This window comes from Streptomyces sp. NPDC101152 (genome assembly GCF_044768275.1).
Lineage (GTDB): Bacteria > Actinomycetota > Actinomycetes > Streptomycetales > Streptomycetaceae > Streptomyces.
Genome location: NZ_JBIWPO010000027.1, coordinates 71,830 through 84,392 on the forward strand (window position 1 = coordinate 71,830; position 12,563 = coordinate 84,392).

General features: G+C 71.1%; 12 protein-coding genes. All 12 read left to right on the forward strand.

Translation table 11 applies throughout. The features are described 5' to 3' along the window. Positions 1-80: 80 nt before the first annotated feature. Positions 81-1,139 (forward strand): sigma-70 family RNA polymerase sigma factor, encoded by a 1,059-nt coding sequence (locus tag ACIRVK_RS29215; protein WP_404252206.1) that lies wholly within the window; start codon positions 81-83, stop codon positions 1,137-1,139. A gap of 107 nt (positions 1,140-1,246) precedes the next feature. Next, entirely contained in the window at positions 1,247-2,176 is a 930-nt protein-coding gene (locus ACIRVK_RS29220; protein WP_404252208.1) for an ABC transporter ATP-binding protein, read from the forward strand. Next, positions 2,173-2,943 carry an ABC transporter permease gene (locus ACIRVK_RS29225; protein ID WP_365588579.1) on the forward strand — a complete coding sequence of 257 codons (771 nt, stop codon included), beginning with the start codon at positions 2,173-2,175 and terminating at the stop codon, positions 2,941-2,943. The genes ACIRVK_RS29220 and ACIRVK_RS29225 overlap by 4 nt, the downstream gene beginning before the upstream one ends. A 3-nt stretch (positions 2,944-2,946) precedes the next feature. Further along, positions 2,947-3,771 (forward strand): MlaE family ABC transporter permease, encoded by an 825-nt coding sequence (locus ACIRVK_RS29230; protein ID WP_404252210.1) that lies wholly within the window; start codon positions 2,947-2,949, stop codon positions 3,769-3,771. Positions 3,772-3,782: 11 nt separating this feature from the next. Next, a complete protein-coding gene (locus ACIRVK_RS29235; protein ID WP_404252212.1) occupies positions 3,783-5,030 on the forward strand; it encodes an MCE family protein in 1,248 nt (415 codons plus the stop codon). Then, on the forward strand, positions 5,027-6,067 hold the full coding sequence (locus ACIRVK_RS29240) for an MCE family protein (RefSeq protein WP_404252214.1): 1,041 nt from the start codon (positions 5,027-5,029) through the stop codon (positions 6,065-6,067). Before ACIRVK_RS29235 ends, ACIRVK_RS29240 begins: the two co-directional genes overlap by 4 nt. Positions 6,068-6,279: 212 nt before the next feature. After that, entirely contained in the window at positions 6,280-7,224 is a 945-nt protein-coding gene (locus tag ACIRVK_RS29245; protein WP_404252284.1) for an MCE family protein, read from the forward strand. Further along, on the forward strand, positions 7,221-8,330 hold the full coding sequence (locus ACIRVK_RS29250) for an MCE family protein (RefSeq protein ID WP_404252216.1): 1,110 nt from the start codon (positions 7,221-7,223) through the stop codon (positions 8,328-8,330). Before ACIRVK_RS29245 ends, ACIRVK_RS29250 begins: the two co-directional genes overlap by 4 nt. After that, positions 8,327-9,619: an MCE family protein gene (locus tag ACIRVK_RS29255; protein ID WP_404252218.1), complete on the forward strand. Its 1,293-nt coding sequence runs from the start codon at positions 8,327-8,329 to the stop codon at positions 9,617-9,619. Before ACIRVK_RS29250 ends, ACIRVK_RS29255 begins: the two co-directional genes overlap by 4 nt. Further along, complete coding sequence (locus tag ACIRVK_RS29260) at positions 9,616-10,890, forward strand: MCE family protein (protein ID WP_404252220.1); 1,275 nt, start codon at positions 9,616-9,618, stop codon at positions 10,888-10,890. The genes ACIRVK_RS29255 and ACIRVK_RS29260 overlap by 4 nt, the downstream gene beginning before the upstream one ends. Next, positions 10,887-11,375: a hypothetical protein gene (locus tag ACIRVK_RS29265; RefSeq protein ID WP_404252222.1), complete on the forward strand. Its 489-nt coding sequence runs from the start codon at positions 10,887-10,889 to the stop codon at positions 11,373-11,375. Before ACIRVK_RS29260 ends, ACIRVK_RS29265 begins: the two co-directional genes overlap by 4 nt. Positions 11,376-11,418: 43 nt before the next feature. Next, complete coding sequence (locus ACIRVK_RS29270) at positions 11,419-12,147, forward strand: hypothetical protein (protein ID WP_404252224.1); 729 nt, start codon at positions 11,419-11,421, stop codon at positions 12,145-12,147. Positions 12,148-12,563 lie beyond the last annotated feature (416 nt).

Sequence of the window (12,563 nt, forward strand, 5' to 3'; positions counted from 1 at the left end):
TCCACAACCGCGACTACTCGGCGGTAATGTCGCCATCCGCCGGAAGCACAGGACCGGCGGGTGAGTGCGAAGGGGCCCACATGGCGACGGACATGCCTGCGGACACAGCGGCCGCCGAGGAGCGTTGGCAGCGCATGTGGAGCCATCGCGAGCAGCTGCTCAAGGTGGCCCGGCGACGCTCCATGAGCCAGGAGGACGCCGAGGACGCCGTGCACGAGGCGATGCTGCGGGCCGCGGAACGCCCGGACCTCGACGACGAGCGGCTCGGCGCCTGGCTGACGACGGTGACGATGCGGCTGTGCGTCGACCGGTACCGGCAGGTCAACCGAGAGGCCGAGGTGGGCCGCCGCCCCACGCTCGTCGCGCCGGGTCCGGTCCCCGTCGAGGAGGCGGTGTGCGACCGGGCCGAGGCGAAGTGGCTCGCCGTGCGCAGCGGTGAGCTGCCCGCCCGGCAGGCGGAGGCACTCCGGCTGAAGTCCGAGGACCTGGACGTGAGTCAGGTCGCGGTGCGGATGGGGCTCAGCTACCGCACCGTCGAGTCGCTGCTCGCCCGGGCCCGGCGCACGCTGCGCGCCTCGCTGGCCGGGACGCTGGGGCTGGTGATGTTCCTGGTCGGGCGCGGGCGGCTGCGCGGGGGTGGCAAGGCCCAGGTGGTCGCGGTGTCCTCGACGGCGGCGACCCTGGCGGTGGCGGGGCTCCTGCTGCCGTACGCGACCGATGCGGGCGGGAAGGGGAACGGTGCGGCGCCGCGGTCGGCCGTGTCCAGCGACGCGCAGGTGCGGCGCAGCGACGCGACGGACCGGGGGCTCACCCTGAGGACGCGCACCTCCCCGCCCCCGGCGCCCGGCGCCCAGAGTCGGACGCCCTCACCGACCGGGGGGAAGTCCCGGCCGCCGGCGGTGCCCGTGCTGTCCGTGCCGGGCGTGCCGGGCGTGTCCTCGTCCGCGCTCCCGGGGTTGTCGGCCCCGCAGGTCCCACCGCTGCCCGGCGTGCCCAAGGTGCCGGACCTGCCCACGAGGTCGGCCGTCTCGTCGGTCCCGTCGCTGCCCCCGGCCCCGGCGGTACCGGCCGCTCCGTTCTCCACCCCGGTCCCTGTCCCGAGGACGTCTTCGAGCACGCCGTCACCGAAGCTTCCGTAGCACGCCGTCAACACGTCCGAAAAAAATCCCGGTCGTCGCGACGGACGTTCCGCGCCTCCCCGTAGAGCAGATGTCGGAGCTGCTCCGCGGGCGAAGGGTGGGACCGGATGGGTGTCGAGATCTGTGTGGAAGGGCTGACCAAGTCCTTCGGCCACCAGGTCATCTGGCAGGACGTCTCGCTGACGCTGCCCGCCGGGGAGGTGTCGGTGATGCTCGGCCCCTCGGGGACGGGCAAGTCGGTGTTCCTCAAGACGCTCGTGGGGCTGCTGAAGCCGGAGCGCGGCTCCATCACGATCCAGGGCCGGGACATCACCAGGCTCCGTGAGCACGACCTGTACGAGGTGCGGAAGCTGTTCGGAGTGCTGTTCCAGGACGGCGCTCTGTTCGGCTCGATGAACCTGTACGACAACATCGCCTTCCCGCTGCGCGAGCACACCCGCAGGTCCGAGAGCGAGATCCGGCGCGTCGTGCTGGAGAAGATGGACATGGTCGGGCTGATCGGCGCCGAGGAGAAGCTGCCCGGCGAGATCTCCGGCGGCATGCGCAAGCGAGCCGGGCTCGCCCGCGCCCTGGTCCTCGACCCGGAGATCATCCTGTTCGACGAGCCGGACTCGGGCCTGGACCCGGTCCGCGTGGCCTACCTCAACCAGCTCATCGTCGACCTCAACGCACAGATCCACGCGACCTTCCTGATCGTCACCCACGACATCGCTTCGGCCCGCCAGGTCCCGGACAACATCGGGCTGCTGTTCCGGCGCGAGCTGGTGCTGTTCGGACCCCGCGAGGAGCTGCTGACCAGTGACGAACCCGTCGTACGGCAGTTCCTCAACGGCCGGATGCAGGGGCCGATCGGCATGGCGGAGGAGAAGGACGCGGCCCAGGTCGAGCAGGAGCTGGCCCGGATCGACGAGGGTCCACGCGTCCGGGACCTGACTCCCCGCCTTTTGCCCGGCCCCGGCATCACCCGCCCGCCCCGCTGGGAGGCGATCGCGAGACGCGAGGCGGAGCTGCACGGGACGGGGGTGAGCAGCGCATGAGACTCTCCCCGACAGGTGCGCTCCGGCACTCGGGCAACCTCTTCGCGATGGCCCTGGACGTCGTCCGGACCCTGCCCCGACGGCCCTTCCAGGCACGGGAGTTCATCCAGCAGGCATGGTTCGTCGCCAGCGTCACCATTCTGCCGACGGCACTGGTCTCGATCCCCTTCGGGGCGGTCATCGCGCTGCAGATCGGCAGCCTGACCCGGCAGCTCGGCGCACAGTCCTTCTCCGGTGCCGCGTCCGTGCTCGCGGTGCTGCGCGAGGCCTCGCCGATCGTCACCGCGCTGCTGATCGCGGGCGCGGGCGGCACGGCGATCTGCGCGGACCTCGGGGCGCGCAAGATCCGGGACGAGATCGACGCGATGCAGGTGCTCGGCATCGACCCGGTCCACCGGCTCGTCGTACCGCGCGTGCTGGCGTCGATGGTCGTGGCCGTGCTCCTCAACGGCCTCGTCTCGGTCGTCGGTGTCGCGGGCGGCTACTTCTTCAACGTCGTCCTCCAGCACGGCACGCCCGGCGCCTACCTGGCGTCCTTCACCACCCTCGCCCAGCTGTCCGACCTGTGGGCGGCGGAGATCAAGGCGCTGGTGTTCGGGGCCATCGCGGCGATCGTCGCCTCGTACAAGGGGCTGACCGCGCAGGGCGGTCCGAAGGGCGTCGGCGATGCCGTCAACCAGTCCGTGGTGATCACCTTCATGTTGCTGTTCGTGACCAACTTCGTGATGACCGCGGTGTACTTCCAGGTCGTCCCGCAGAGGGGTTAGCCGATGAGACCTCAAAGAGTCCTCGACCGCCCCTTGCGCTCACTCGAAGAGCTGGGCGCCCAACTGTCCTTCTACGGACGCTCCCTGGCCTGGACGGGCCGCACCCTGCGCCGCTACAAGAAGGAGGTCCTGCGACTGCTCGCCGAGGTGAGCTTCGGGCGCGGCGCACTCGCCGTCGTCGGCGGCACGGTCGGCGTGATCGCTTTCCTGTCCTTCTTCACCGGCACCGAGGTGGGCCTGCAGGGCTACGCGGCGCTCAACCAGCTCGGCACCTCCAACTTCGTGGCGTTCCTGTCGGCGTACTTCAACACCCGGGAGATCGCCCCGCTGGTGGCCGGGCTCGCCCTGTCCGCGACGGTCGGCGCCGGGTTCACCGCGCAGCTCGGTGCGATGCGGATCAGTGAGGAGACCGACGCGCTGGAGGTGATGGGCGTCCCGTCGCTGCCGTTCCTGGTGACGACGCGGATGATCGCCGGCTTCGTCGCGGTGATCCCGCTGTACGTGATCGGGCTGCTGTCCTCGTACCTGGCCGCCCGCACCATCACCACCGACTACTACGGGCAGTCGACGGGCACGTACGACCACTACTTCCACCAGTACCTGCCGCCCGTCGACGTGTTCTGGTCCTTCGGCAAGGTGATCGTCTTCGCCGTGCTGATCATCCTGGTGCACTGCTACTACGGCTACCACGCGAGCGGCGGCCCGGCGGGCGTCGGTGTCGCGGTGGGCCGTGCGGTGCGGACCTCGATCGTCGCCGTCAACGTCCTGGACTTCTTCCTGAGCCTCGCGATCTGGGGCGCGACCACGACCGTACGGATAGCGGGGTGAGAGCGGTGCGCATGCACAGAATGAGACTCAGGGTGTACGGCATCGCCTTCCTCGCCGTGCTCGCGCTGCTGCTGTCGCTCGCGGTGGCCGTGTACCGGCAGGCGTTCACGACCGTCGTACCCATCACCCTTCAGGCCGGCACCCTCGGCAACCAGCTCGATCCACGCGCCGACGTCAAGCTGCGCGGGTTGCTGGTCGGCGAGGTGCGCGAGGTGCACGCGGACGGCACGAAGGCCACGCTCGACATCGCGCTCGATCCCCGGTACGTCCCGTACATCCCCTCGGACGTGCACGCCCGTCTGTTGCCCAAGACCCTGTTCGGCGAGAAGTACGTCGACCTGGTCCCGCCCCCGCGTTCCTCGGCTCGGCCCATCCGCGCCGGAGACGTCATCACCCAGGACCGCACGAAGGTCGGCATCGAGGTGCAGCAGCTGATGAACGACCTGCTGCCGCTGCTGCGCACGGTCCAGCCGGGTGAACTGAACGCCACGCTCTCGGCGTTCGCCACGGCGCTGGAGGGCCGCGGCGGCCGGATCGGTGACAACCTCACCCGGGTCGAGGGTTACCTGCGCCGTCTCAACCCGCACCTGCCCTCCCTCAAGGAGGACATCTCGCGGTTCGCGGACGTCGCCGAGGTGTACGGCGACGCCGCGCCCGACCTGATGCGCATTCTGCGCAACACGGTCACCACCAGCCGCACGATCGTCGACAAGCAGGACCAGCTGGCCGCCGTGCTCCGCTCGACCGCTTCCGTGGCGGACACGGCGAACGGCTTCCTGTCCGAGAACGGCGACCGGCTGATCAGCCTGGGCCGGGTCTCCCGCCCCACGCTGGAGCTCTTCGCCCGCTACTCCCCCGAGTACCCGTGCCTGTTCCAGGGCCTGGTCCGCCAGGAGAAGGCCTCGGAGGACGCGTTCCGGGGCGGCGAGATGCGGATCACCCTCGAAGTCGTCCGGCCGCAGGGGGCGTACCAGCCCGGTGAGGAGCCGGTGTACGGCGAGCGGTCCGGCCCGAACTGCCGCGGCCTGCCGCATCCTCAGGTGCCCGGCCCGAAACCCCATCTCGACGACGGTACGTCGGCCGGAGGTTCCTCCGGCGCACTCCCCGGAGGTGTCAACGTGTCCGCCACCCGGGCCGAGCAGCGGGCCGTCGGCTCACTCGTGGCCCCCGTCCTGGGCGTCCCCGCCGACCAGGTGCCGCCCGTCGCGACCCTGCTGTTCGGTCCGCTCGCACGCGGAACGGCGGTGAGTGTCGCATGAGCAGGTCGGGAGCCCGGCAGACCGCCGCCCCGCTGGTCAAGTTCAGCCTGTTCGCGCTGGTCACGATCGCGGCGACGGCGCTGCTCGCCGCCACCATCGTCAACATCTCCTTCACCCCGACGGCCACCTACCACGCCGTGTTCACCGACGTCACCGGGCTGGAGACCGGCGACGACATCCGCGTGGCCGGAGTGCGGGTGGGACAGGTCGAGGGCATCCGGATCAAGGACCGGACCCTGGCGGAGGTCACGTTCAGCGTCAGCTCGGACCGGCCGCTGCTCGCGGGGACCCGCGCGGTCGTCCGCTACCGCAACCTGGTCGGGCAGCGGTACATCGCGCTCACCGAGGGCCCCGGCGACGTCACCGCCCGGCTTCGGCCGGGCGGCACCATCCCGCTGTCCCGGACCCAGCCGGCGCTGGACCTCAACGCCCTGCTGAACGGCTTCAAGCCGCTGTTCGCGGCGCTCAGTCCGAGCGACGTCAACCAGCTCGCCACCGAGATCGTCCAGACCCTCCAGGGCGAGGGCGGCACGGTGAACAGCCTCCTCGCGCACACGGCCTCGCTCACCACCACCCTCGCCGACCGCGACCAGCTGATCGGGTCGGTGGTCGACAACCTCAACACCGTCCTGGACACGCTCGACAAGCGCGGCTCCCGCTTCTCGGACCTGCTCACGCAGTTGCGCCGGGTGATCTCGGGCCTGTCGGCCGACCGGGGGCCCATCGGGGAGTCGCTGGTGAGCATCGGCGACCTCACCGACGTCACCTCGGGGCTGCTGAAGGACGCGCGTCCACCGCTGAAGGACGACATCGCCGGGCTCGGCGATCTCGCCGGGACGCTGAACAAGAACGAACACACCGTGGAGGGCGTCCTGCAGCGGCTGCCGAACAAGCTCAACGCGCTGACCGGGACGGCGTCCTACGGCTCCTGGTTCAACTTCTACCTCTGCGACTTCGACGGCCGGATCGTGCTGCCGAAGACCAAGCAGGTGATCACCCCGGAGCTGCACGTGGCGCGGGCGAGGTGTGGCGGATGAGACTGCGTGTACCACGGCGGCGCCGCCGTCCCGAGCCCCTGGTGAAGGTACGGGTCCTACCGCCGAAGCTGCCGCGACTCCCCCGGCTGCTGCCGCAGCGCAGGCCCCGCCCCCAGCCGTTGGTCAAGGTACGCGTCCTGCCGCCGAAGCTGCCCCGGATCCGGCTGAAGCGGCCGCGCCTGAAGCCGTTCCGCGAGCAGAACCCGGTCGTCATGGGTGCCGTCGGCCTCACCGTCCTCGCGCTGCTCACGTTCGCCGCCTTCAACGCCGACAGCCTGCCGCTGATCGGCGGCGACACGTACAGCGCGGCCTTCTCCGAGGCCGGCGGGCTCAAGCCGGGCGACGAGGTACGGATCGCCGGGGTCAAGGTCGGCAAGGTCGACGGCGTCGACCTTGCCGGCGACCACGTCAAGGTCACCTTCAAGGTGAAGGGCCGGCCCGCCTTCGGCACCGACACGGGCGCGGCGATCCGCGTCAAGACGATCCTCGGCGCGAAGTACCTGGCCCTGTACCCGAAGGGTCCCGGCCAGTTGAAGCCGGGCAGCGAGATCCCGCTCGGCCGGACGGTGTCGGCGTACGACGTCGTCCAGGCCTTCAGCGACCTGACGACCACCACCGAGGCGGTCGACACGGACCGGCTCGCGAAGGCGCTGGACACCCTCTCCCTCACCTTCCGGGACTCCCCCGAGGAGGTGCGGGCGTCGATCAAGGGGCTGTCACGGATCTCCCGGACCGTCGCCTCCCGTGACCAGGCACTGCGCGGGCTCCTCGACCATGCGAACGGGGTCACCAAGGTGCTGGCCGGTCACACCAGGGACTTCTCCGCGCTGGTGAAGGACGGTGACGCGCTGTTCAAGGAGATCGACAAGCGGCGTGCGGCGATCCACACGCTGCTCAAGAGTTCCGCGCTGCTGGGCATCGAGCTGTCCGGCCTGGTCGACGACAACAGCAAGGAGATCGGGCCCGCGCTGAAGAACCTCGACACCTTCCTGAAGATGCTCGAACGCAATCAGGCGAGCCTCGACCGCAGCGTCCAGCTCCTCGCCCCCTACGTGCGGCTCTTCACCAACACCCTCGGCAACGGCCGCTGGTTCGACTCCTACGTCCAGAACCTCGTCGCCGCCCCGGTCACGCCCCGGACGGGAGGCACCCGATGACCCGCAGACTGCTGGCCCTGTTCACCGCGCTCGCGGTCGTCGCCGGCCTCGCCGTCGTGCTCTGGCCGGGCCCCGGCCCCGTCCACGTCACGGCGTACTTCCCGCGCACCGTCGGCATCTACCCCGGCTCCGACGTCCGCGTCCTCGGCGTCCGCATCGGCGAGGTCAGGAAGATCACGCCGGAGGGCGACCGGGTGCGGGTGGAGCTGGAGTACGACCGGGGGCGCAAGGTCCCCGCCGGCGCACAGGCCGCCATCGTCAACTCCTCGGTGGTCAGCGATCGTTACGTGCAGCTGCTGCCGGTGTACCGCAAGGGCGCGGTCCTGCGGGACGGGGACGTCATCCCCGAGTCGCGTACGGCCGTCCCCGTCGAGCTGGACCGGATCTTCGACAGCCTGCACACCACCGCCGAGGCGCTCGGCCCGAACGGCGCCAACAAGCAGGGCTCGCTGTCCCGGCTGCTCGGGGTGAGCGCGGACAACCTCCGGGGGCAGGGCGAGAACCTCAACCAGACGGTGGTCGACCTGTCCCAGGCGGTCACCACGCTGTCCGACGGGCGCGGCGACCTGTTCGGGACCGTACGGAACCTTCAGGTGTTCACGGCCGCGCTGGCGGCGGACGACGCAAGCGTGCGGTCGTTCGACACCGACCTCGCCGACGTGGCCGGGCAGCTGGCCGGGGAGCGCAAGGATCTCGCCGCCGCGCTGAAGTACCTGGCCGCCGCACTCGGTGACGTGGCCGGCTTCGTGAAGGGCAACAAGAAGGCGCTGACCTCCGACGTGCGGGGCCTGGCCAAGGTCACCAAGATCCTCGTCACCCAACGGGCCGCACTGGAGGAGCTGTTGACCGTCGCCCCGACGGGCCTGTCGAACCTGCAGAACGCCTACAACCCCGCCGCCGGCACCCTCGACACCCGCAACAACGCGCAAACCCCTCAGGATCCGGCATCGCTGCTCTGCTCGATCCTGAAGACGACCGGCGCCGACCATGACAACTGCGCCGGGCTGAACAAGCTCTTCGACTCCCTGCCCAAGCTGCCGTCGGCCCCGGCGTCGACGGGCACGGTCGACAAGACCCTCGGCGGAATCCTGGGGGCACCGGCATGAGCGTGAAGCGCGTGGGGCGGGTGGCCGCCTGGACGGCGGCCGGCTCGCTGCTGCTGACCGGCTGCGAGTTCAACGGCTGGTACGACGTCCCGCTCCCCGGCGGCGCCGCCTCGGACGGCCACGCCTACCACGTCACCGTCGAGTTCAGGGACGTCCTGGACCTGGTGCCGCAGTCGGCGGTCAAGGTCGACGACGTCACCGTGGGCACGGTCGAGAAGGTGGAACTGGACGGCTGGCACGCGCGGGTACGGCTGCGCATCGCGGACTCGGTGAAGCTGCCCGGCAACGCGGTCGCCGACCTGAGGCAGACGAGCATGCTCGGCGAGAAGTACGTCGCCCTGTCCCCGCCGGCCGGCACCGCGCCCGTCGGACGGCTCCACGACGGCGCCGTCATCCCGCTGTCCCGCAGCGGCCGCAACCCGGAGGTCGAGGAGGTGCTGTCGGCCCTGTCCGCGCTGCTCAACGGCGGCGGGGTGGCCCAGTTGAAGACGATCACCGTCGAGCTGAACAAGGCCCTCAGCGGGCGCGAGGACCGGGTCAGGTCCCTGCTGAAGCAGCTCGACACCTTCCTCGGCGGCCTCGACGACCAGCGGGCGGAGATCGTGCGCGCGCTCAGGGGCGTCGACCGGCTGGCGAAGCGGCTGAAGGACGAGAAGCAGACGATCGCCCTGGCCGTCGACACCATGCCGCCCGCGCTGAAGGCCCTCGCCGACCAGCGCAAGGACCTGACGAGGATGCTCACCGCTCTGTCCACGCTCGGCAAGACCGGCACCCGGGTGGTGAACGCCTCCCACGACGACACCGTCACCGACCTGAAGCAGCTCCAGCCCATCCTGCAGGAGCTGAACAAGGCGGGCGACGACCTGCCCAACTCCCTGGAGATCCTCACCACTTACCCGTTCCCGCGCAACGTGACGGACGCCGTCAAGGGCGACTACGTCAACCTGAAGATCACCGCCGACCTCGACCTGGCGAACCTGTACGGCAACGTCACCGGCAAGCCGGGCAAGGGGGGTACGGCCGGGAAGTCCCCGGCCCCCGGGACCCCGCACCTTCCCGGCCTCCCCACTCCCGTCCCTCTCCCGTCCGTCCCGTCCCTGCCGGGCACCCCGTCCGTGCCCCCCGTGCCCTCCGCACCCGCCGTGCCCTCGACGCCCTCCGACGGCAGCACCCTGCTGTGCCCGCCCGTGTGCACCGCGGCCTACGGCAACGGGGGCGGCTCGCGTCGTCTTCCGCCCGGGATCGATCTCGGCCTCGCCGAGCTGATGCTGAAGGGGATCATGCCGTGATCACACGTACGGTCAGGGCCCAGCTGCTCGCCTTCGCGACCGTCACCGCCCTCGGGGTGTCGTACGTCGGCGCCCGGTACACGGGCCTCGTGGACGACGTCCTGCACCGCGGGTACACCGTGCGCGCCGACTTCGCCGAGTCCGGGGGCGTCTTCCCCGGCGCCGAGGTCACCTACCGGGGCGTGCCGGTGGGCCGCGTGGGCGATCTGCGGCTGACCGGGTCCGGGGTGTCGGTGGCGCTGAAGATCGAGGACGGCGCCCCGAGGATCCCGGCCGACACGCTCGCCGTCGTCGCCGACCGTTCGGCGGTGGGCGAGCAGTACGTCGACCTCCAGCCGCGGCGGTCGGGCGGGCCGTACCTCATGGACGGCAGCCCGATCCCGCGCAGCCGCACCAGGACCCCGCTGCCGGTCACCGACCTGGTCCTCAGCCTCGACCGGCTGGTGAACTCGGTCGGCAAGGACGATCTGCGGGTCACCGTGGACGAGTTGGGCAAGGCCTTCGCCGGCACCGGACCGAACCTGAGCCGGCTGGTGGACTCCGGCAACGCGCTGGTGGAATCGGCATCCGCGTCGCTCCCCCAGACGATCTCGCTGATCGAGGACTCGCGGAAGGTGCTCAAGACACAGGCCGACCAGGGCTCGGCCATCAAGTCGTTCTCCCGCGACCTGGCCACGCTCACCGAGCAGCTGAAGTCGAGCGACGGCGATCTGCGCAAGCTGATCGGCAACACCGCGCCCGCCGACCGGCAGGTGGACTCCCTGCTGAAGTCCACCCGGCCGCACGTACCGGTCCTGCTGGCCAACCTCATCAGCGGCGGCCAGATCACCCTGGCCCGGCTGCCCGGCGTCCAACAGGCCCTGGTCACGCTCCCGCTCACGGTCGCGGGCAGCTACACGGTCATCCCCGGCGACGGCACCACCCACTTCGGTCTGACAGTGAACGCCGACGACCCGCCCGCGTGCACCCAGGGCTACGGCACCCAGCGGCGCGACCCCGCCGACACCGGCACACGCCCGGCGAACACCGGCGCGCGCTGCACGGCACCGCGCGGCAGCACGACCTCGGTGCGCGGTGCCCAGAACGCCCCCGGCCCGGCCGGCGGCCGGTACGGCGCCGGCCAGGCCGCGTTCGCGGCCCCGTACGACCCGGAGACCGGCACCGTGACCGGCCCGGACGGAACGCCCGTCGAGATCGGCTCGACGGGCGGCCAACAGACCGTGTTCGGAAAGGAGTCGTGGCAATGGCTGCTCGTGGGACCGATGGCATGACAGGGGGCCGGGCGAGGCTGCTGTCGGCGGGGCTCGTCGCCGCAACCGTGCTGACGACCGTGCTGTGTGTCTGGCTGGGCCTGAAGCTGGCCGACCAGCGCGCGGCGCAGCAGCGCCGTCAGGACATCCTGGCGGCGGCCCGCCAGTCGGCGCTGAACTTCACCTCGCTCGACTACCGGCACTACGACCGGGACAGCCGCACCGTTCTGGAGGGCGCCACAGGCGACTTCAAGAAGCAGTTCGCCGCGCAGACCGCGCAGCTGACGAAGCTCGTCGCCCAGAACAAGTCGGTGTCCGAGGGGCAGGTCCTGGAAGCGGGCATCGTGCGGTCCGACGCGGGCTCGGCCCGGGTCCTGGTCGTGGCCGACAGCAAGGTGACCAACACCGCGGCGCCAGCGGGCCAGGCGCGCACCTACCGGCTCCAGCTCGACCTCGTACGCGTGGCCGGCCGCTGGCTGACCTCCGATGTCACGTTCGTGGGCTGACCCGACCGACCCGACTGTGAGGCCGTCAATGAGGAGAGACACCGTGGCGAACCCGACCTCCCGCACCCGCGGCACCGGCTCGCCGGGCCGCCGCACCATGACCGCGGCCGCCCGCGCGGCGGCCAAGCGCGCAGCCCGCCAGGAAGAGGATGCCGTCCCCGGGCGCACCCTGCTCGTCGAGCCCCTGGCGGACGGCTGGGAACACCCGCCGGAGCCCGCGCCCGAGCCCTTCGAGGATGTGCAGGAGGAGAGCAGGCCCTCGCGCAGGGCCGGACGGAGCGTGCTCACCGCGGTGCCGGTCCTCGCGCTCGTGGCGGCCTTGGTCCTGGCAGCCGTCCTCGGGTGGCAGTACCGGCAGGGGCGGCAGGCCGAGCAGGCCCGGGGCGAAGCCCTCGCGGCCGCGCGGGAGGCGGCGCCGGTCGTGCTGTCGTACGACTACCGGCACCTGGACCGGGACTTCGCCCGGGCCCGCGCCCTGCTGACCGGGCACTTCCGCGACCAGTACGGCAGGACGACGAAGACGGTGGTCGCGCCGACAGCGACGACTTACCACGCAGTGGTGAAGGCGACCGTGGCCACACCCTCCGACGGCGGCACCCCTGCCGCGTCCGTCGTGTCGGCCGCGCCGGACAAGGCCGTCGTCCTGCTCTTCGTCAACCAGGTCACCCAGAGCACCCAGGTCCCGGAGCCCCGACTGGACCTGAACCGGGTGCGACTGACGCTGACGCGCACCTCCGACGGCTGGAAGGTGAGTGGCGTCGATGCCCTCTGACCAGGGATGTGGAGGGGGCGACATGTGTCGGCATCGGACCGACCCCGCTCGGCTCGCTGCTCGACGGATTCCTCGTGGAGGCGTGGGTGATTGCGCACCAGCCTTCCGGTGACGGCTGCGGGCACGATGCTGTCCCGCCGTGCCGCTGGCCGTGGCCCCGCTCGCACGCCTGCGACGAGCACGTCGAAAGCGAAGCCGAACCAGCGTGCGCGCTCGGCCCGATCATCGCACTGACCAGGACTGTCATGCCTGATCCTTGCATGTCACCGGGCGCGGCGTCTGGTGCTGTCGTCCGTGCTATCGCCAGGTATGGCCACCGTGGCCGGTGCGCCGGCCACAACGCGACGAGGACCGCGACCGTCAGGTCGAGGCCCTCGTCGCCGTGTCATCGGCGATGGTGTCCGAGGGGCGAGTTG